This is a genomic window from Bowdeniella nasicola (genome assembly GCF_900107735.1).
GTDB lineage: Bacteria > Actinomycetota > Actinomycetes > Actinomycetales > Actinomycetaceae > Bowdeniella > Bowdeniella massiliensis.
The window spans coordinates 21902-41423 of record NZ_FNQV01000002.1 but is presented as its reverse complement, the minus strand read 5'-3'; the positions used below and the strand labels follow the sequence as shown (position 1 = coordinate 41423).

Below are 19522 nucleotides of genomic sequence, written 5' to 3'. Positions count from 1 at the left end.
GGAGACACATGTCTGAGCCTGCAGCTACCTACCCCTGGTGGCATTCGGCTGTCATTTATCAGATCTATCCGCGCTCCTTTGCCTCGTCGAAGGGCCCGATCGGGACCTTGGCCGGCGTGACGAAGAACCTGGATTACCTGCGCGACCTAGGGATTGATGCCATCTGGCTCTCACCTTTTTATCGCAGTCCGCAGCACGACGCGGGCTACGATGTCGCCGACTATTTCGACGTCGATCCGCGCTTTGGCACCTTGGCCGATGCCGACGAGATGATCCAGGCCGCACACGAGCGCGGCTTGAAAGTCATCATCGACCTCGTGCCGAACCACACCTCGGAGGACCACGAATGGTTCCAGGCGGCGCTTGCCGCCGGCCCCGGCTCCCCCGAGCGTGAGCGCTACTACTTTCGCGACGAGCCCAACAACTGGCTCTCGATCTTCGGCGGTTCAGCCTGGACGCGAGTCAAGGATCGCGCAGATGCGCCCGGCAGCTCCTACGCCGACGATGAGCAGTACTACCTCCACCTGTTTGATTCCTCGCAGCCGGACCTTAACTGGGACAACCCCGAGGTCGCGGACCTCTTCGATAGGATCCTGCGATTTTGGCTCGAGCGAGGCGTCGACGGTTTCCGGATCGACGTGGCGCACGGGCTCGTGAAGGATCCCGCGCTGCCGGATTACGCCGGCCACGTCCAGATGGTGCAGGGCGATGACGGCGAGCGTCCGCCCATGTTCGATCAAGATGGCGTCCACGAGATTTATCGGCGGTGGAATAAGGTCCTGGCCGAATACGACGGGGATCGGATGCTCGTTGCCGAGGCGTGGGTCGATCCGCCCGAACGCCTCGCCCGCTACGTGCGCGACGGCGAGATGCACCAGGCGTTCAACTTCGACTACCTCGTGGCCCCGTGGGACGCCCGCGAACTGCGCGCCGTCGCCGAGCAGGTCATGGCGACCTTCGCCGCCGTTGGCGCCCCAACGACCTGGGTGCTGTCCAACCACGACGTCGTGCGCCACGCCTCCCGACTCGGGCTGCGTGAAACCGGCAAGGGCCCCAACGGAATCTTCGCCACCGACCCGCAGCCCGATCGCGAACTCGGCCTGCGTCGCGCCCGCGCGGCCACGGCGCTCATGCTCGCCCTTCCAGGCTCGGCCTACCTATACCAGGGCGAAGAGCTCGGCCTGCCCGAGCACACGTCGCTGCCCGATAAGGTGCGCGAAGACCCCGCATTCTTCCGCACCAACGGCTTAGAGGCGGGCCGCGACGGCTGCCGCGTACCGCTACCGTGGCGCGCACACGAGCCCGGCTACGGCTTCTCGCCCAGCGGCGAGACATGGCTGCCGCAGCCGGAGGACTGGGACATCTACGCCGTCGATACGCAGCTGTCGGATCCGACCTCGACGCTGTATCTGTATCGGGCGCTGCTCCACCTGCGAAAGGCCTGGCAGCTCGGCGAAGCGGATTTCGTCTTCCTCCCCGACGTTCCCGAGCACGTCGTCGCCGGCGTTGCCCGCACTCAGACGGGGGCCGAGTACCTCGTCTTTACGGCGATCGGCAAGGCGGCGCCGCTGCCAGCGGGCTGGCAGATCGAGCTCGCGACGGACGATCTCACCGAATCCGGCGAGGTCCCGGCCGATGTGACGGTATGGGCTTCGCGCGCCTAGCCGCCCGAGATCCCGAGTTCGGCCTCGTGTAGCGCCCTTTGGTGCGCCTCGGATAACTCCTGGCTGTCGAGCCACCCGTCGGGTAGGTGGGGCCGGCGCTGATGCCCGGCCCGCCCCCGCGGGCCCTCGACGGCCGCCCCGGGGTATGGCTCGCTCGCATCGAGCTGGTCAAGCTTCGCGCGCAAATCCGCGAGCGAGTCGATCATCGCGAGCTCATGGCGCAGCGTGCCGCCGACGGGATAGCCCTTGAAGTACCAGCCCATGTGCTTACGCATCTCGCGGGCGGCCTTAAACTCGTCGCCGAAATGCTCGGTCATGAGCTCGGCGTGGCGGTACACGACGTCGGTGACGGCCTTCATTCCGGGGCGCACCCGCAGCTCGGAGCCGTTGAATGCGGCGACGATGTCGGTAAAGAGCCAGGGTCGCCCCTGGCAGCCGCGACCGATGACCACGCCGTCACACCCCGTCGTCTCCATCATGGCGAGCGCGTCATCGGCGGACCAGATGTCGCCGTTACCAAGCACCGGGTAGTCCCCCATTGTGTCCTTGAGGCGCGCGATCTCGGGCCAGCGCGCCGTGCCCGAATAGTGCTGGGCTGCGGTGCGGGCATGCAGTCCGACCGCAGCGATCCCGGCGTCGCGCGCGGCGTTGGCGGCCTGTAGGAACGTGAGGTGATTGTCGTCGATGCCCATGCGCATCTTGACGGTGATCGGCACGCTGCGGCCGGGGCGGGATTCGCGTTCGCTCATCGCGACGGCCCGGCGCACGATCTCTTCGAACAGGCCGATCTTCCACGGCAGCGCCGCCCCGCCCCCGCGGCGCGTCACCTTGGGTACTGGGCAGCCAAAGTTGAGGTCGATGTGGTCGGCAAGGTCCTCGGCGATGAGGATGCGAATGGCTTCGGCGATCGTCGCGGGATCGACGCCGTAGAGTTGTACGCTGCGCACCGCCTCGAGCGGATCCGGCTCGACCATCAGCATCGTCGCCGGGTGGCGCTCAACCAGCGCGCGAGAGGTCACCATCTCGGTGACGTACAGGCCGGCTGGCGCGATGAGGTCCCCGCTCGGGAGCTCACCGGGGTAACCGGCAAGCCCCGCTTCGCGGCATAGCCGACGAAATGGCGGGGTCGTCACGCCCGCCATCGGCGCCAGCACCACCGGGGTGAGCGCCGTGACCGGCCCGAGCTTCAGCGCGGGGTAGCTCATTGGGCGGCCTCCTGCTGCACCTTGCCGCGCGTCGGCGCCCGATGGACGAGGGCGACGGCGATCGCGGTCGTCATCGGGATCGCAAGGATCAGACCGATCGAGGACACGAGCGTCCGCACGATCTCCTCGGCGATCTCACCCGCCCCGAGCGTCGCGAGAAAGGTCCGGTCGATGAGCGCGGCCAGGATGAGAAGCGGCAGCGCGGTTCCGACGTAGGCGAATGCCAGCGTGTAGACCGTCGAGGCGATGTGGTCCTCCCCGATCCGCATTCCGCCGCGCCACAGTTCGCGCTTGGTGAGTTTCGGATTCGCGGCGTGCAGCTCCCACACCGCCGATGCCTGCGTGATCGTCACGTCGTTGAGCGCACCCAGGCACGCGATGACGAGCCCACACAGGATGAGATCGCCCAGCCGCAGGTCGGGAAACATCGTCGAGATGAGCTGGCCGGTGTCGCCCTGCGCACCCGTCACGTGCGCGGCGCGCAGCGCCCACAGCCCGACGGCCAGCGTGATGGCCAGCCCGCCGAAGGTGCCAAGGAGCGCCGTTGTCGTGCGAATCGAGACGCCGTGCGCGAGGTAGACCGCGCAAAACATCATGAGCGAGCCCGCCGTCAGCGCGACAGCGACGGGGTTCGCACCCGCCATGATGGCGGGAATCGCGAAGAAGACGATGACGCCGAGGGAGGCCAGCAATCCCACGACGGCGGCGAGCCCCTTGATGCGCGCGACGAGCGCGACGACGAGGAGGTAGCCCGCAAACAGCAGCCCCATCGGCAGCTGGCGTTGATAATCCAAAAAGACGTACGGCGAGCCCGATTCCATCGCGTCCGCGAGGAAGACGACGGAGACCTTGTCCCCCTCGCCCAGCCCGTGTTCGAGGATTTCGGGCGGGACCTGCATTGCCGTGGTGGCGCCCTCGTTATCGCCGCTCGTGAGGCGAATTCCGGCGGCGGGAATCGCCTCGTCACGAGCGCCCGAAATATCGGTCACGACGGCAGAGATCGGCTCCGCGTTCGCATCGATGAGTGGGCGCGAGCCAATCGCCGAGCGATCGGTCGGCCACAGCATCCACGTCGCGACGAGGGTCGCGATGAGGAGCGGAAGCACGATCGCGGCGAGGACGAGCTGCGCGCGTCGGCGTGCCGTTGCGGGCAGCTCGCCCCCGCCTGCATGGTGTTGATGCATTAGCAGCCGACGAGCTTGGCCGCGAGGTAACCCTTCAGGTGATCGACGCCGACGCGCTCCTGTGCCATCGAGTCGCGATCGCGTACGGTCACGGCATTATCCTCGAGCGAGTCGAAGTCGATCGTCACGCAATATGGCGTACCGATCTCGTCCTGGCGGCGGTAGCGTCGGCCCACGGCCCCCGCATCGTCGAACTCGATGTTCCACGCGCTGCGAAGATCCGCTGCGATCTGCTTCGACAGCGGCGCGAGCTCCGGCTTGCGAGACAGCGGCAGCACGGCCACCTTGACCGGCGCCAGGCGATGATCCAGGCGCAGCACGGTGCGCTTGTCGACGCCGCCCTTGGTGTTGGGAGCCTCGTCCTCCTCGTAGGCCTCCACGAGGAAGGCCATGAGCGAGCGGGTCAGGCCCGCCGCGGGCTCGATGACGTAGGGAATGAAGCGCTCGCCGGTGGCCTGCTCGAAGTAGCTGAGGTTCTGGCCCGATGCCTCCTGATGCGTCTTCAGGTCGTAGTCGGTCCGGTTGGCGATGCCCTCCAGCTCGCCCCATTTGCTCCCGGCAAAACCGAAGGTGTATTCGATATCGACGGTGCGCTTGGAGTAGTGGGAGAGCTTCTCCTTGGGGTGCTCATATAGCCGCAGATTCTCGCGCTTGATGCCGAGGTCGGTGTACCAGTTGATGCGCTGCTCAATCCAGTATTCGTGCCACTCTTCGTCGGTGCCGGGCTTGACGAAGAATTCCATCTCCATCTGCTCGAACTCACGCGTGCGGAAGATGAAGTTACCGGGGGTGATCTCGTTCCTGAACGACTTACCGATGTTGGCGATACCGAACGGCACCTTCATCCGCGCCGACGCGGCAACGTTGGCGAAGTTGATGAAGATCCCCTGGGCGGTTTCGGGACGCAGATAGTGCAGTCCGGTCTCATCGTCGACGGCGCCCAGGTAGGTCTTCATGAGGCCCGAGAACGCGCGCGGCTCGGTCCACTTGCCGGGCTGGCCCGTCACCGGGTCGTTAATGTCGGCGAGCCCATTTTCCGGGGCGTGGCCGTGCTTCTCTTCGTACTCTTCGAGCAGGTGGTCTGCGCGGTAGCGCTTGTGGGTGTAGAGCGATTCTACGAGCGGATCGGTGAAGGCCTCGACGTGCCCGGAGGCCTGCCACACCGCCGTCGGCAAAATGATCGAGGAATCAATCCCGACGACGTCTTCGCGGGAGCGAACGATGGCGTTCCACCATTGGCGCTTGAGATTTTCCTTCAGCTCGACGCCGAGCGGTCCGTAATCCCACGCAGAGCGGGTACCGCCATAGATCTCACCGCACGGGTAGACAAAACCGCGTCGCTTGGCGAGGTTGATGACGGAATCGAGACGGGATGGAGCCTTAGCCACGTTGTTCTCCTGAGTTAGGGGCTGCACACCTGGCTGGTGCACTTCAGCTTTAGGGTACCGACATTCTCCCCGAAACCGGCAACCACCCCGCGCAGGTGAGCAAGGACATGGGAGCCGGACTTGACTCTCACCCCATCCACGATGAGAATCATTATCATGCGAAAGTTAGTTGCCATGTTCTCCCTTGCTGCCCTAGCGCTGGCGGCCTGCTCGTCCGGTGGCTCGAGCGATACCCCGAAAGCCGATGGCAAGCCGCAGGTCCTCGCATCCTTCTACCCGCTGCAGTACCTGACGGAGCAGATCGGCAAGGATCACATTGACGTCTCCTCGCTGACCCCGAAGGGGGCAGAGCCCCACGACCTCGAACTCGCTCCCGCGCAGGTCTCTACCATCGGCAAGGCCGACGCTGTCATTTACCTTTCCGGTTTCCAGCCCTCGGTCGACAAGGCGATTACCGAGGTCAAGCCGGACTACGCCTATGACGCCGCCAAGGATGCCAACCTTGTCGCGGCCGACCACGACCACGGTGACCATGACCACGGTGACGACCACGACCACGCCCATGGCAACCTCGACCCGCACTTCTGGCTCGACCCTGCTCGCATGGCCGACGTCGCACCGAAAATTGCCGCGACGTTGAGCGCGATTGACCCGGACAACGCCGCCGACTACGAAGCAAACGCGAAAACCGTCGCCGAGAGCCTGCGCGAGCTGAAAGACTCCATCTCCCAGGGCCTAAAGACGTGCGAGAAGGACACGATCGTCGTCGCGCACGAGGCCTATGGCTACCTCGTTTCGGACGCGCACATTCAGCAGGTCGGCCTCTCCGGGATCGACCCGGAATCGGAGCCGTCCCCCGCAACCCTCGCGGCCATCAAGAAGCTCATGGCTGAGAAGCACGTCACCACGGTCTTTACCGAGAGCCTCATCAATCCGAAGGCAGCCGAGACGTTCGCGAAGGAAACCGGCGCGAAAACCGCCGTCCTTGACCCCCTTGAGAACCAAGCCGATGACTCCAAGGACTACGTCGCCGTCATGAAGGAAAATCTGGAGGCGCTGCGCTCTGCCCTAGAGTGTAACTAATGCGTGATCCTGCCCCAGTACTTTTTTTCGACGACCTGAGCGTCGCCTACGGTCCCGCCACGATCCTGCACGACGTCACCGCCACGGTGACGCGTGGGGAGGTCGTGGCGGTCCTTGGCGCTAACGGGTCCGGAAAGTCGACCCTCATGAAAGCCGCCCTCGGCCTCGCGCCCGTGACACGCGGCGAGATCTACCTCTTTGGCGAGCCCATTTCGCAGCCCGCCAAGATTCCCTTCGACCGTATCGGCTACGTCCCGCAGCGCGCTGCCGCCATTGGTGAAACCCCAACGACGGCGCTGGAAGTCGTCATGTCGGGACTGATCGGCAACTGGCGATTGCGCCCGCGCCGCGGCGCGAAAGCCACCGCTATGGAGGCCCTGGAAAAGGTCAATCTCGCCGAACGCGCTAACGATCCGATCCGCGTGTTTTCCGGCGGCCAGATCCAGCGCACCCTCATTGCCCGCGCCCTCGTTCGCCGCCCCGAGTTGATCGTGCTCGACGAGCCCCTGGCCGGAATCGACCGCCACTCTCAAGAGCTGCTGCTCAACGCGCTACACGAGCTCCACGATGAGGGCACGACGATCATCGTCGTTCTGCATGAGCTCGGGCCCTTTGAGGGCTTCCTTGACCGCTCGATCGTGCTCGCCCAGGGATCCATCGCGCATGACGGCGCTCCGCCCGAGCCGCATGGCCATCACGCCCATCCCGACCACGTCCACCAGCACCACCCGCACGGCGATGACGCTCCCCCGGCGCTCGCTCCCGATCTTTCCTGGGGCTAGACCATGATCGCCATCCTGTCTGACATGCTCTCCTCGCCCCTCATGGTGCGTGGCCTCCTTGCCGCGCTCCTCGTCGGGATTTCCGCCCCCATCATCGGCACCTACCTCGTGCAACGTCGCCTCGCGCTGCTAGGCGACGGCATCGGGCACGTCGCGCTGACCGGCGTCGCCCTCGGCTGGCTCGCTGCCGCCTGGGCTGGCGCCGCCAATCAGGACCAGTGGGCGATCCCCGGCGCGGTCGCCGCCTCCATCGTCGGCTCGGTCATGATCGAGGTCGTCCGATCGCGCGGCCGCACCTCCGGCGACGTCGCCCTCGCACTCCTGTTTTATGGCGGTATCGCCGGCGGCGTCCTGCTCATCTCCATGGCGGGCGGCACCTCCGCGAACCTCACGGCCTACCTCTTTGGCTCCATCGCGACGGTCACGAGCGCCGACCTCACCTGGACCGTCATCCTCGCCGCTCTCATCATCGCCGTGGGACTGGGCCTTCGCCCGGCACTCTTTTCGCTGTCCTACGACGAGGACTTCGCGCGCGCGACCGGCCTGCCCGTGCGCTTCCTTAATATCCTGATTGCCATCGTCGCGGCCCTGACCGTCTCCGTGGCGATGCGGGTCGTCGGCGTTTTATTGGTCTCAGCCATCATGATTGTTCCGGTCGCCATCGCCCAGCTGGTGTGCCGTTCGTTCGCGGGCACCATGCATGTCGCGATGGCTATCGGTGCCGCCGTCGCCGTTGCTGGCTTGACGATCACCTACGTCAAGCCCTACAGCGCAGGTTCCACAATCGTCGTACTCGCGATCGCGATTTACGGGGTAGTCTCGATGGTGCGGCCCCTGTTTCATCGGGTGGAACCGCACCACAAGCACGAAGATGACGCGGACTCGGAATTCGGAGGACAGGAGACATGCAACGCATGACCCGGCAGCGGATTGCCGTGACGTCGCTCATGGAGAGCCTCGACGACTTCCGCTCAGCACAACAGTTGCATGACGACCTCAAAGAGCGCGGCGACGCGGTCGGCCTCGCAACGGTCTATCGCACCCTGCAGTCACTCGCGGATTCGGGCATCGTCGACGTGCTGCGGATCGAAGACGAGAACGTTTACCGCATGTGTAAGCGGACCGGGCACCACCACCATCTCGTCTGCCGCAATTGCGGCACGACGGAGGAGCTTGCCGGGCTGGAGGTTGAGGACTGGGCGAAGAAGATCGCTCGGGAGCATGGTTTCGTCGAGGTCGATCACACCCTTGAGCTGTTTGGCCTGTGCGCGAACTGCGCAGCTGAATAAGGTCGATCGTCTCCGTGCCTGAGCTGATAAAGGATGGGCCAATCTGGCTCGTCGTCGCATTCCTCTTCGTCGTCGTCTTTTGTCGCGCCCAAGGCACCTATTGGTTGGCGCGCGCGGTTGCCGCAGGCGCCATGCGCTCCCACAGCGAACGTCCTCTCATCGCCAAGATCGCCGCATGGTTTACGGGGCCCGGACCAGAACGTGGCAAGCGCGCACTGGAGCGCTGGGGACTAGTCATTATCCCCGTCTCGTTTCTCACCGTGGGCTTCCAAACCGCCGTCAACGCTGCGGCCGGACTCGTGCGCATGCGATGGCGCCGTTACACGCTCGCTATGCTGCCCGGCTGCCTCATGTGGGCACTGCTCTACGGCCTCGGCCTCCTCGCGGTGTGGGTCGCCGCCATCAATGCCGTGGCCGGATCGTGGTGGACGCTAGCGGCGCTGCTCGTAATCTTTGCCCTGGCCATGATCGTCTCCCGGCTCCTGCGCTCCCGTAAGAACTCAGTCGAGCTGTAGCGCTGCTTTTGCCCGCAATCACGCGACTTTAGTTCGCTGAGAGCGAACGGCACCCGAGAATCCGCCGCATTCGAACAAGCGTGTCAGTGGTCGATGATGTGATGACGTTATGGCAGACAACACCGAATCAGAGCCGCAGTCGGGACATTCCGCCCCGCAAGCGGTCGCGGTGCTCGATGAGCAACTCGGAGCCGCTTGTGCGAGCGCTTACCGAGTAGCGTTTTCTGCCCTGTCCCCCGCCATCGAATTGGCGACGAGTTTTCCCTATGTCCACACGAGCACTCCCACGAACCTGCAGTGTCTCAACGAGTGCATCAAGGTTTCGAATCGGGCCGATGCCCAGATCGTGCGGCACATCTTTCAAGTCTTCGAAAAGCCCACCTTCGTTCACAAGGATCGCTTTGGCGTCGTCGATGCCACGCCCGAGGTCATCGCAGCGGAAACGGGCATGTCGACATACAAGGTCCGCCAGTTGCGCGACGTGGGCTCCATCTTGCAGACTCTGCCGCTATGCTCCGACCAGTTCGATCAGGGTTTGGTCTCCCTGTCAGTTATCCGAGCCGTCACCTCGAAACTCAGTAACTCTGCTGCCCAGGTCTGCCTTGCGGTCGACGCCGCCCTCGCGCCCCGCTTGGCGACGCTTTCTCCCAACGCCGCTGCGAAGGAAGTATCCGACCTCCTGATCGAGATTGCGCCCGACGAAGAGGACAAGGCTCACGTTCGGGCTTCGGAGAAGCGCTGCGTCTCCCGGCCGGTGAAAACAGCTAACGGGATGGCGAAGTTCTGGATCAATATGCCTGCCGAACAGGCACTCGCATTGGACTCCGTCCTGAACGAGCTCGCGCACAGCGCGATCCGCAACGGAGACTGCCGGACGTATCCCCAGCTGCGCGCTGATCTCCTCGCAGAGATCATGGTCAAGGTCATGTCGGAAGGATTCGCGACCGAGACCACCTGCGGTGAGCCCTTTGTCATCCCGCCGATGAAGATCTCTGTCACGATCCCCTTCGAGGTGCTCGCACGTGCCAATCCCGATTGGGATCCGCACCCGAATTCAGCCGATGGCGTCCTGGGCGACGACGTGAGCATGGACGAAGGCGAGATTAAGGTCCTGGACGATCTTGAGCACGTCATCCTTGGGCCTGTGACGATCAACGACGTGGTGTATGGACCAGGGGCGAGCGTCCCGCAGTATCCCGCACCGGCTCCCATCGAGCGCGAGGACGCTGAGGCGTCCGCCTCGCCCTGCGGTCGCATCGAAAGCGCGTGGCTCGAAGGCTACGGCGCTATCCCGCCCGCGTTGGCAATCCTGCTCTCCGCCGGCGGAACGTGGCAGCGTATCGTGACCGACACCCTCACCGGTCAACCACTTGATATCGGCCGCGAGCGGTACCGCCCGCCGGCCGCAATTGAAACCGCAGTCAAGCGGCGGGACCGCTTTTGCCAGGGCCCGCGCTGCGGCCGTCCGACGGGTCGATTCGAAATGGACCACGTCATCGAGTGGCAAGACGGCGGACCCACCTCGGTGCGCAATCTCATGCTGCTCTGCCACCGTTGTCACAGCTTGAAGACCCGCAAACTCGCCAGACTTGTCACGGTGTATTCCGATGGAACCCGCGTGTGGCAGATCGGTTCAGCCCGTTCTGTGGAATCTCCGCGGCGCCCATTCCGCCGACGATATAGCCCTCCAGATGACGAAGATCCGCCACCGTTCTAGGTGGAAATGGCGTCAATTGCTGCACCGTAGCGGCGATCCCGGCGGGCATAGATCTCTACTGCTCGCCACAGTGACCGGCGGTCCACCTCCGGCCATGGTTCGTCCAGAAAGACCATCTCGGCATACTGCGATTGCCAGGTCAAAAAGTTCGACGTCCGCTGCTCTCCCCCGGTTCGCATGAACATGTCAACCGGGGGAAGCTCCGGCACGTAGAGGTACTTTTCGATGGTCTTCTCGGAAATTCCCTTTGGCTGGATTCGACCAGCAGCCACATCAGCCGCAATGGCTCGGACGGCATCGGTAATCTCTGATTTGCCACCGTAGTTCACGCACATCGTGAGGGTACATACGTCGTTGTTCTCGGTCAGTTCCTCGGCCGTAATCAGCTCATCGATAACCGATTTCCATAACCGAGGCCGCCGCCCCGCCCAACGAACCCGGACCCCCCAGGAATTCATCGTATCGCGCCGGCGGCGCAGGACGTCGCGGTTAAAACCCATGAGGAACCGAACCTCGGCCGGTGAGCGCTTCCAGTTCTCAGTTGAGAACGCATAGGCGGAGATGTGGGTAATGCCGATCTCGATAGCTCCCGCCACAACATCGAGTAGTGCGGCTTCACCTGCCTTGTGCCCTTCGGTACGTGTCAGGCCTCGGGCATTTGCCCACCGGCCGTTTCCATCCATCACAATCGCCACATGCTTCGGGACGAGTTCGGTAGGAACCCTCGGTGGCTGAGCGCCACTGGGGTGCGGCGGAGGAGCAACAGGAGCCATTTAGGAACCTTCCGGAAAGTGGCGAATCAGGGACAGTGAACGCAGCCGTCGCTCCATATTCCACTGGACGAACGCTGCCACGAGACCCGAGGCTTCGCCCCGAACCCGCGCTGAGCTATCTTCTGCTTCCTGCCAATCGCCGGACAGCAGCGAGCCTAGAAGCTCCATCGCTTTGGGATCCGGAGAGGCAGAACCGGGCGGTCGACAGGTATCGCACACAGCGCCACCGGCGCCGACGTGAAAGGAGCGATGCGGTCCCGAGGCGCCACAGACCGCGCAATCAAAGAACGACGGCGCCCAGCCAGCAACGGCAAAAGCGCGCAGGAGGTAGGAATCCATCACCAGCTGCCCGCTGATCCTGCCGGTCGCTAATGCGTGAAGCGCACCAAGCAGGAGGAGGAACTGCTGGGGGCCCGCGTCCACGTCGTCATCGGTGAGTTTCAGGGCAGTTTCAGCCATGACGGCCGCCCGGGTGTACTTGTCGAAGTCCCGGGCAAGCGCATCAGAATATGGATGGATCGACTCAACCTGCGTCACCGTATCGAGGTTGCGCCCACGGTAGAGCTGCACATCGATGTGGTTGAACGGCTCAAGGCGCCCGCCGAAGCGAGAAGAGGTCCGGCGGACGCCTTTGGCTACGGCCCGGCTCTGGCCGTGATGCCGGGTCAGGAGCGTGAGGATGCGATCGGCTTCACCCAGCTTGTGGGTGCGCAGCACGATGGCTTCGTCACGATAGGTCTTCACCTCGCCATTGTCTCAGGACGCGTCTCGCACTGCCCGGTTGACAGCCGAGATAATGGCCTTAAAGGAGGCAGTCGTGATCGACGGATCGATCCCCACTCCCCACAGCACCTGACCATTGACTTCGGCCTCGATGTAGGCGGCCGCCGTCGCGTCGCCGCCCGTCGAGAGGGCATGCTCAGCGAAGTCCAGCACGTGAATGTCGATCTCGAGCTGGCCGAGCGCCTTCACAAAGGCGTCGATCGGACCGTTACCGGTCGCGGCCAGGACCCGATCCTCGCCGTGATCGGTGAGGTTGACCGTCAGCGTGGCGTGCTCGCCGTCGTCCGCGGTCGTCACCGTCGTGCCGCGCAGGGAGAACCGACCCCATGGCTTCAGGCCCTCGGCCGTGCTGGCGGGCAGGTACTCGTCGGCGAAGATCTGCCACAGCGATTCCGCGGTGATCTCGCCGCCACCGACTTCGGAGTGGCGCTGAACGATCTGGCTGAGCTCGATCTGCAGGCGGCGCGGCAGTTCGAGGTGGCGCGTCGAGCTCATGAGGTATGCGACCCCGCCCTTGCCGGACTGCGAGTTAACGCGGACGATCGCCTCGTAGTTGCGGCCAAGGTCGTGCGGATCGACCGGCAAGTACGGCACGTTCCAGGCCACGGCGTTCTCATCGCCGCCGGCGGCGGCAATATCGGCTTCTCTGCGGACCATGCCCTTGGCAATCGCGTCCTGATGCGAACCGGAAAATGCGGTGTAGACAAGGTCGCCGCCGTAGGGGTGGCGCGGATGGACGTCCATCCGAGTGCACTGTTCTACGACGCGGCGGACGTGATCGACGTCAGAAAAATCGATCTCCGGGTCAACGCCTTGCGTCATGAGGTTCATGCCCAGAGTGAGCAGATCGACGTTTCCGGTCCGCTCCCCCTGCCCGAACAGGCAGCCCTCGACTCGATCGGCGCCCGCCATGACGGCAAGTTCGGCCGACGCGACTGCCGTGCCGCGATCATTGTGCGGGTGGACCGACAGAGCGATGTACTGCCGCCGCGACAGGTTCCGGCTCATGTACTCGATCTGATCGGCGTAGACATTCGGGGTGCAGCGCTCGACCGTCGCGGGCAGGTTGAGGATGATCTCGCGCTCGGCGCTCGGCTGCCAGACGTCCATGACGGCTTCGCACACCTCGAGCGCGAAATCGAGTTCCGTATCGACGAAGATCTCCGGGGAGTACTGGTAGCCGAAGACCGTGTCGTCGTCGAAGATCTTCTCCGCGTACGCGAGGACCTCGCGCGTGCCCGAGACGGCCAGTTCCTTGGTAGCGTCACGGTCGGCGCGGAAGACGACGTCGCGGAAGACGGGGGCCGTGGCGTTGTACAGGTGGACGTTCGCGCGTGGCGCCCCGACGAGCGCGTCGATGGTGCGGTGGATGAGGTCCTCGCGCGACTGCGTGAGCGCCGAGACGACGACGTCACCCGGGATCGCCTCATCCTCGATCAGCTGGCGAACGAAATCGAAGTCCGTTTGGGATGCCGCCGGAAAGCCGATCTCGATCTCCTTGTAGCCCATCGCGATTAGGAGGTCGAACATGGCTCGTTTGCGGGCGGGGTCCATCGGTTCGATGAGGGCCTGGTTACCGTCGCGCAGGTCGGTGGACAGCCAGCGTGGGGCGCGAGTGATTCGGCGCGTGGGCCACGTGCGATCCGGCAGGTCGACGGGATTGACATCGAGGAAGGGCCGATACTTCGCGACGGGCATCGCGGAGGGGGCCTGATAGGTGGTGCGTCCGGCGGTTTTCATCTGTCCTAAGCTCTCCGTGCCGTGGGGTGGGTCGGAAGCAGCACTTGTCGCCGCGCTGGAAGGCCGACCCTATGACAGGCTTTCAGCGCGGCTACGAAGGAGCAGGATCGCTAGCCACATACGGGGATCTTAGCCCGCAGGCTCACGTTGGCGTCAATCGTCCCACCTGGTGACCTTAAATCGGCATGAGGCCTGCGAAGATTCCCCAGTAGGCGCCGGAGATGAGCATCGCTAGGGCGCCACCGAGCAGGCCCAGCAGGGTGATCGACAGCCATAGCGGCAGGGCGACAGGCGCCCGGTGGGTTTGGCCCAGGGCACGCCCGGCGAGGACCAGGACGAGGACGGCGAAGATCGCCGCGAGCCGGGTGATCACCCAGCCGCCGTCCACGGCGAGGGCGTTCGTTCGGTAGTTCAGCGCGAGGTTAGCGACGTTGGCGATGTAGGCGGCATACAGCACCCACGCGCCCGCGGCGGCAAGCGCTGCGGCGCACGAGAGGCGCAGCAGCGTCGCGGTACCGGCACGGGAGATTGCCTCCTCCCCGCTGCGGCGTCGAGGTAGCAGGTAGGCAGCCCCGCCGAACAGTGGCCCGGCCAGCGCGAGCGCGGGACCGAGCAGGACGCCGTAGAGCATCATGTCGCCGCTGGCATACCATCGCGGCTGCGGGGGTGGTTCGGCCAAGAATCGTTGCACCGGCTGGGCGCCGGCGATGCGAGGACTCGCCGCGGCGGTCTCTGGGAGGCCGTCGATCCAGCGCGCTAGATCCCGCAGGAACTCGGGCACAAGCTGGGTATTGACTTTGATTCCGTGGTCCGCGCCGTCGTAATAGCGCACCGTGTATTTCGAGTTTCCGGCGCGCGCAATATCGCTGATCACCTGTTCGGCGCCTTGGATGACCGGCATCGAGGTGTCGCCCGTGCCGTAGGCCATGAAGACAGGGGCGGTAATGTGGCGCTGATAGGGCCGGACGTCGAAATCGGCGTAGTTGAGGATGCCGCCGGGAAACTGTGCGCCAAGCCCGCGCGGGATGACGTTTAAGAGCGCTTGCGGAACCTGGGTGTTACGCAGGTAGTTATCGGTGGCGTAGACGGCCTGCTCCCGGGGCGGAACGACGGGGGCCGAGACGAGAATGAGGAACGCGGTTTCCGGGTTTCGGCCCGCGATGATGGAGGCGATATAGGCGCCTTCGGACTCGCCGTAGACGCCCACCTGTGCGTCGTCGACCTCGGGCAGGGCCCGCAGGTAATCGGTGGAGGTGTGGTAGTCCGTCGCCATGGCGAAATAGTCGCGCTCGGCGGTGGTGTAGGTGTCCATCCGCTTATCCGGCACCATCGCGACGATTCCGGCTGACGCCAGGGCGCGCGCATGCGGCTCGAAATGCAGGTGCGTGGCGGAGCCGGCACCGTGCAAGAACACGAGACCTGGGCGCGTTCCCGGCGCGCCCTTGGGGCGATAGATCGAGGCTTTGACGCTGACGTCGGGCGCGAGTCTCACGTCGACGATCTCGCGTTCGACCTCGTACGTTCCGGGCGGCGGCGTGAGCGCGGACGAACCGATCGTCGTGTCAGCGGTTTGGACGGTGATTGAGGCGGATAGCGGCGTCGGCGACCAGCCCGGGCCGGAGAAGTTGCCGAGCAGCGTCAAACCGAAGACGGCTACCAGCCACAGCGTGACGCTCCCCCAGTTGGCTGGTAGCCGCCTAGAAGCCGAGTCGTCCGAGGAGCTTTGGGTCACGCTGCCAATCCTTTGCGACTTTCACGTGCACGTCGAGGTAGATCTTCTCCCCCAGCAGGGCCTCGATCTGGCTGCGTGCCCGGGAACCTACTTCGCGCAGGCGCGAGCCGCCACGGCCGATGACGATCGCCTTTTGGGACTCGCGCTCGACATACATGGTGACGTAGACGTGCAGCAGATCGCCACCGTTTTTTGCTGGTAGGCGCCGCGTTTCCTCGACGAGGACCGCCAGCGAGTGCGGCAGTTCCTCGCGCACGCCCTCAAGGGCCGCTTCGCGCACGAACTCGGCGATCAGGACGTTTTCGGGCTCGTCGGTGATATCGCCCGAGGGATAGAGCGGCGGGCTCTTCGGCAGGTAGGACACGAGCACGTCGGTGAGCGTATCGACCTGATGGCCGGCGACGGCCGAGACCGGGACGAGGTCGGCAAAATCGGCAAGCTGGGAGGCTTCGATCAGCGCCCGCGCGGTGCGTTCCTTGCCGGCGAGGTCCGTCTTCGTGATGGCGGCGACGAGCGGAGTCTTCGTGGCGGCCGCCTCGGAGACGATGAAGCGGTCACCCGGCCCGATCTCATCGGTCGCGGGCAGGCAGACGACGATCACGTCGACCTGGGTGAGGGTTTCGCGGACGACGTCGTTCAGGCGCTTGCCGAGCAGCGTGCGCGGGCGGTGGAAGCCCGGGGTATCGACGAGCACGAGCTGGGCGTCGTCGCGATGGACGATGCCGCGGATGGTGTGGCGCGTGGTTTGCGGGCGCAGCGAGGTGATGGCGATTTTCTGCCCGACCATCGCGTTTGTCAGGGTCGATTTGCCGACGTTGGGCCGGCCCACCATGCAGGCGAATCCCGCTCGGAAGTCCTCGGGGTATTCGGCGATGAGGTGGGCGGGGGTGACGTCTTCGCCCGCCATGAGTTCGTCGTCGCTTGGAAAGTTCATTCGTCCTTCTCTTCGTCTTCACTCATCCTACGTGCGAGCACCGTCTCGATCTGCCGGCGGCGGCCGCCGGCACGTTCCGCGACAAGCTCCAGGCCTTGGACCCGGGCGATTGCGCCCTCGATCGGCACGCGGCCGAGCGCCTTGGTCAGCAGGCCGCCGACCGTATCGACGTCGTCATCGTCGACGGGTAGATCAAAGATCTCGCCGAGCTCGTCCACGGGCAGCCGGGCCGGCACGCGCCAGGTGCCATCGGCGAGCTCCTCGACCTCGGGTTCGGCGTGATCGTGCTCGTCGGTCATGTCGCCCACGAGTTCCTCCAGAAGGTCCTCCAGGGTGACCAGGCCCGCAATGAGGCCGTATTCGTCGATGACGATAGCCATGTGGAAGCTGCGGGTTTGCATCTGTTCGAGCAGCTCATCGACCAGCAGCGTCTCGGGTACGAATTCGGCGTTGCGTGCGATGTGTTCGACGGGGATGGCGCCCTGGGATTCGTCGTTGCGCGGGTTTTCGCGGCGGCGCAGCGCGTCCTTGAGGTAGAGGATGCCGCGGATGTCTTCGATGTCGTCGCCAATGACGGGGATGCGGGAGTAGCCAGAGCGGACAAATAGCCGCATGGCCGACTCGAGCGTGGCATCGGCGTCGATCGTCACCATTTCCGTGCGGGGCACCATGACTTCGCGGGTAATGGTCCGCCCGAGCTCGAAGACCGAGTGGAGCATTTCGCGCTCGTCGTCTTCCAGGTGCTCGGACTCCGAGACGAGGTCGACCATGTCGCGCATTTCTTCGGCGGTATCGGCCGTTTGCTCGCGCGTCGTGCGGCCCGGTGCGAACCGGGAGCTCAGCACCCAAATCGGGCGGCCGAGGGTGGCGAGCGCGAGCAGGATCGGGGCGAGCGCGTGCGTCGTATCCGCCGGGTGGCGCCGGCCGAGGCGGCGCGGGGAGGCACCCGTGATGACGAGAAGCAACAGCGCGGAGATTCCGACGGCGGCACCGAAGGCAAGCCACCAGGTGGTCACCGTCGTAGCGAGCACCAGCGTGATGGCGACGGCGGCCGTCATCTCCGCCATGACGCGCACAAAGCCGGTGCCAAGGATCGCGCTGTGGCGCTCATCGATCAGGCGTTGCACGGCGGCGGCGCGCGGCTTGCCATCGCTTGCGAGTTCGGCTGCGTGGGCGCGGGTGACGCGCGTGAGCGCGGTTTCGCCGGCGGTCAGGACCGCGCCGATGATGAGGGCGAAGAGCGCGAGGAAGATCAGGGCGAGGTCGGGAACGCCGTTCATCGGCCCGCGAGGAAGGTCAGCAGCAGTTTACGCTGCAGGTCGAACATGACCTTTTCGTCGGCCGGCTCAGCGTGATCGAAGCCGAGCAGGTGCAGCAGGCCGTGGATCGTCAGCAGGAGCATTTCCTCGGCGCTGGAATGGCCGGCATCGCGCGCCTGTTTCGCCGCAACCGAAGGGCAGATGACAATATCGCCGAGGCAACCCTCGGACAGGTGCTCGGCGTCCTTGCCGGGACGCAGCTCGTCCATCGGGAAGCTCATGACGTCCGTCGGGCCGGGCAGATCGAGCCACTTTTCGTGCAGCTCGGCCATTTCGTCTTCCTCGACGAAGCGGATGAAGACCTCCGCCTGCGGATGCACGTGCATCTCGTCGAGGACGAAACGCGTGACTGCCGCGAATTCCGTCAGTTCGATTGCCGCGCCCGTCTCGTTTGCTACGTCAACGCTCATGAGCGCTTCCTCCCCTGGTTTGATGCTGCCGGCCGTGTCGCGTCCCACCGCTCGTAGGCGTCGATGATGTCGGTGACGAGCCGGTGGCGGACGACGTCGGCGGACGTGAGATAACAAAAGGCGACGTCGTCGATGCCGGTCAGGATTTCTTGCACGACGCGCAGGCCGCTAGCGGTGCCGCGTGGCAGGTCAACCTGCGAGGTATCGCCGGTGACGACGACGGTGGAGTTAAAGCCCAGGCGCGTTAAGAACATCTTCATCTGCTGGGGCGAGGTGTTTTGAGCCTCGTCGAGAATGATGAAGGCATCGTTCAGCGTGCGCCCGCGCATGTAGGCCAGGGGCGCGACCTCGATCGTGCCGGCGGCCATGAGGCTCGGGATGGATTCGGGGTCCACCATGTCATGCAGGGCGTCGTATAGGGGGCGTAGGTACGGATCGATCTTGTCCGTGAGCGAGCCGGGCAGGTAGCCGAGCGATTCGCCGGCCTCGACCGCGGGCCGCGTGAGGACGATGCGGTTGACCTGGCGCGTTTGCAGGGCGACGACGGCCTTGGCCATCGCGAGGTAGGTCTTGCCTGTGCCGGCGGGGCCGATGCCGAAGACGATCGTGTTGGAGTCGATCGCGTCGACGTAGGTTTTCTGCCCGAGCGTCTTGGGACGGATCGTCTTACCGCGGGTGGAGACGATGTCATCGGTGAGGACTTCGCTCGGCCGGGCGGCGTGGGTGCGCACCATGGTGATGGCGCGGTCAACGGCGTCGGCGGTCAGCGGGGTGCCGGTACGCGCGACCTGGATGAGTTCTTCCAGCAGGTGCAGCGCGGTCGTGACCTCGCCGCCGGGGCCGGCGAGCGTGAGGGTGCGGTCCCGCACCCCGAGGGTGAGGCGGGGGAACCCCTTCTCGATGCTCGAAAGGACTTCGTCGCGCATACCAAACAGGGCGACGGGGTCCAGATCGTGGGGAATGACGATGGAGTCAGTTCGAAAGTCGTTGGCGCTCATGTGTGC

At 64.9% G+C, this 19522-nt stretch carries 18 protein-coding genes; 7 read left to right on the top strand and 11 right to left on the bottom strand.

Translation table 11 applies throughout. The annotated features are described in order from the left end of the window. Window positions 1–8 precede the first annotated feature (8 nt). Window positions 9–1664 carry a glycoside hydrolase family 13 protein gene (locus tag BLU67_RS01420; RefSeq protein ID WP_092561285.1) on the top strand — a complete coding sequence of 552 codons (1656 nt, stop codon included), beginning with the start codon at window positions 9–11 and terminating at the stop codon, window positions 1662–1664. Here BLU67_RS01420 and dusB read toward each other — a convergent pair. From dusB to BLU67_RS01405, 3 genes are read right to left on the bottom strand one after another with little or no spacing between them, the layout of a single operon-like run. Then, window positions 1661–2869: a tRNA dihydrouridine synthase DusB gene (gene dusB, locus BLU67_RS01415; protein ID WP_092561283.1), complete on the bottom strand. Its 1209-nt coding sequence runs from the start codon at window positions 2867–2869 to the stop codon at window positions 1661–1663. The genes BLU67_RS01420 and dusB overlap by 4 nt on opposite strands. Then, window positions 2866–4053, bottom strand: coding sequence for a YibE/F family protein (locus tag BLU67_RS01410; protein WP_092561281.1), 1188 nt, complete (start codon window positions 4051–4053; stop codon window positions 2866–2868). Before BLU67_RS01410 ends, dusB begins: the two co-directional genes overlap by 4 nt. Continuing rightward, window positions 4053–5441, bottom strand: coding sequence for a glycine--tRNA ligase (locus BLU67_RS01405; RefSeq protein ID WP_092561279.1), 1389 nt, complete (start codon window positions 5439–5441; stop codon window positions 4053–4055). Before BLU67_RS01405 ends, BLU67_RS01410 begins: the two co-directional genes overlap by 1 nt. 156 nt (window positions 5442–5597) lie before the next feature. Here BLU67_RS01405 and BLU67_RS01400 point away from each other — a divergent pair, with 156 nt between their 5' ends. From BLU67_RS01400 to BLU67_RS01375, 6 genes are all read left to right on the top strand, one after another. Next, on the top strand, window positions 5598–6524 hold the full coding sequence (locus tag BLU67_RS01400) for a metal ABC transporter substrate-binding protein (protein WP_222842318.1): 927 nt from the start codon (window positions 5598–5600) through the stop codon (window positions 6522–6524). Beyond that, window positions 6524–7306: a metal ABC transporter ATP-binding protein gene (locus tag BLU67_RS01395; RefSeq protein ID WP_092561275.1), complete on the top strand. Its 783-nt coding sequence runs from the start codon at window positions 6524–6526 to the stop codon at window positions 7304–7306. Before BLU67_RS01400 ends, BLU67_RS01395 begins: the two co-directional genes overlap by 1 nt. Before the next feature lie 3 nt (window positions 7307–7309). Beyond that, a complete protein-coding gene (locus BLU67_RS01390; protein ID WP_092561273.1) occupies window positions 7310–8224 on the top strand; it encodes a metal ABC transporter permease in 915 nt (304 codons plus the stop codon). After that, window positions 8212–8595, top strand: coding sequence for a Fur family transcriptional regulator (locus BLU67_RS01385; protein ID WP_092561271.1), 384 nt, complete (start codon window positions 8212–8214; stop codon window positions 8593–8595). Before BLU67_RS01390 ends, BLU67_RS01385 begins: the two co-directional genes overlap by 13 nt. A gap of 14 nt (window positions 8596–8609) precedes the next feature. Then, entirely contained in the window at window positions 8610–9110 is a 501-nt protein-coding gene (locus tag BLU67_RS01380; protein WP_250506269.1) for an SNARE-associated domain-containing protein, read from the top strand. 109 nt (window positions 9111–9219) lie between these two features. Next, window positions 9220–10827 (top strand): HNH endonuclease, encoded by a 1608-nt coding sequence (locus BLU67_RS01375; RefSeq protein ID WP_092561267.1) that lies wholly within the window; start codon window positions 9220–9222, stop codon window positions 10825–10827. Here the strand turns inward: BLU67_RS01375 and BLU67_RS01370 are convergent. The 8 genes from BLU67_RS01370 to BLU67_RS01335 form a co-directional block, all read right to left on the bottom strand. Next, window positions 10824–11600 carry an isoprenyl transferase gene (locus BLU67_RS01370; protein WP_092561265.1) on the bottom strand — a complete coding sequence of 259 codons (777 nt, stop codon included), beginning with the start codon at window positions 11598–11600 and terminating at the stop codon, window positions 10824–10826. The genes BLU67_RS01375 and BLU67_RS01370 overlap by 4 nt on opposite strands. Further along, window positions 11601–12344 (bottom strand): DNA repair protein RecO, encoded by a 744-nt coding sequence (gene recO, locus BLU67_RS01365; RefSeq protein WP_092561263.1) that lies wholly within the window; start codon window positions 12342–12344, stop codon window positions 11601–11603. It abuts the gene before it with no gap. A gap of 12 nt (window positions 12345–12356) precedes the next feature. Further along, window positions 12357–14123 carry a 2-isopropylmalate synthase gene (leuA, locus tag BLU67_RS01360; RefSeq protein ID WP_410002413.1) on the bottom strand — a complete coding sequence of 589 codons (1767 nt, stop codon included), beginning with the start codon at window positions 14121–14123 and terminating at the stop codon, window positions 12357–12359. 175 nt (window positions 14124–14298) lie between these two features. Continuing rightward, window positions 14299–15855: an alpha/beta hydrolase family protein gene (locus BLU67_RS01355; RefSeq protein ID WP_092561261.1), complete on the bottom strand. Its 1557-nt coding sequence runs from the start codon at window positions 15853–15855 to the stop codon at window positions 14299–14301. Next, window positions 15821–16789, bottom strand: a complete 969-nt coding sequence (era, locus tag BLU67_RS01350) for a GTPase Era (protein WP_092561259.1) — start codon at window positions 16787–16789, stop codon at window positions 15821–15823. The genes BLU67_RS01355 and era overlap by 35 nt, the downstream gene beginning before the upstream one ends. Further along, window positions 16786–18069, bottom strand: a complete 1284-nt coding sequence (locus tag BLU67_RS01345) for a hemolysin family protein (protein WP_092561257.1) — start codon at window positions 18067–18069, stop codon at window positions 16786–16788. The genes era and BLU67_RS01345 overlap by 4 nt, the downstream gene beginning before the upstream one ends. Beyond that, on the bottom strand, window positions 18066–18518 hold the full coding sequence (ybeY, locus tag BLU67_RS01340) for an rRNA maturation RNase YbeY (protein WP_092561255.1): 453 nt from the start codon (window positions 18516–18518) through the stop codon (window positions 18066–18068). Before ybeY ends, BLU67_RS01345 begins: the two co-directional genes overlap by 4 nt. Further along, on the bottom strand, window positions 18515–19516 hold the full coding sequence (locus BLU67_RS01335) for a PhoH family protein (protein WP_315971771.1): 1002 nt from the start codon (window positions 19514–19516) through the stop codon (window positions 18515–18517). The genes ybeY and BLU67_RS01335 overlap by 4 nt, the downstream gene beginning before the upstream one ends. Window positions 19517–19522 lie beyond the last annotated feature (6 nt).

Coding starts and splice junctions, on each gene's coding strand:
- BLU67_RS01420 (WP_092561285.1), top strand. CDS start 9: ATGTCTGAGCCTGCAGCTACCTACCCCTGGTGGCATTCGGCTGTCATT.
- dusB (WP_092561283.1), bottom strand. CDS start 2,869: ATGAGCTACCCCGCGCTGAAGCTCGGGCCGGTCACGGCGCTCACCCCG.
- BLU67_RS01410 (WP_092561281.1), bottom strand. CDS start 4,053: ATGCATCAACACCATGCAGGCGGGGGCGAGCTGCCCGCAACGGCACGC.
- BLU67_RS01400 (WP_222842318.1), top strand. CDS start 5,598: ATGCGAAAGTTAGTTGCCATGTTCTCCCTTGCTGCCCTAGCGCTGGCG.
- BLU67_RS01395 (WP_092561275.1), top strand. CDS start 6,524: ATGCGTGATCCTGCCCCAGTACTTTTTTTCGACGACCTGAGCGTCGCC.
- BLU67_RS01390 (WP_092561273.1), top strand. CDS start 7,310: ATGATCGCCATCCTGTCTGACATGCTCTCCTCGCCCCTCATGGTGCGT.
- BLU67_RS01385 (WP_092561271.1), top strand. CDS start 8,212: ATGCAACGCATGACCCGGCAGCGGATTGCCGTGACGTCGCTCATGGAG.
- BLU67_RS01375 (WP_092561267.1), top strand. CDS start 9,220: ATGGCAGACAACACCGAATCAGAGCCGCAGTCGGGACATTCCGCCCCG.
- BLU67_RS01370 (WP_092561265.1), bottom strand. CDS start 11,600: ATGGCTCCTGTTGCTCCTCCGCCGCACCCCAGTGGCGCTCAGCCACCG.
- leuA (WP_410002413.1), bottom strand. CDS start 14,123: ATGAAAACCGCCGGACGCACCACCTATCAGGCCCCCTCCGCGATGCCC.
- era (WP_092561259.1), bottom strand. CDS start 16,789: ATGAACTTTCCAAGCGACGACGAACTCATGGCGGGCGAAGACGTCACC.
- BLU67_RS01345 (WP_092561257.1), bottom strand. CDS start 18,069: ATGAACGGCGTTCCCGACCTCGCCCTGATCTTCCTCGCGCTCTTCGCC.
- ybeY (WP_092561255.1), bottom strand. CDS start 18,518: ATGAGCGTTGACGTAGCAAACGAGACGGGCGCGGCAATCGAACTGACG.
- BLU67_RS01335 (WP_315971771.1), bottom strand. CDS start 19,516: ATGAGCGCCAACGACTTTCGAACTGACTCCATCGTCATTCCCCACGAT.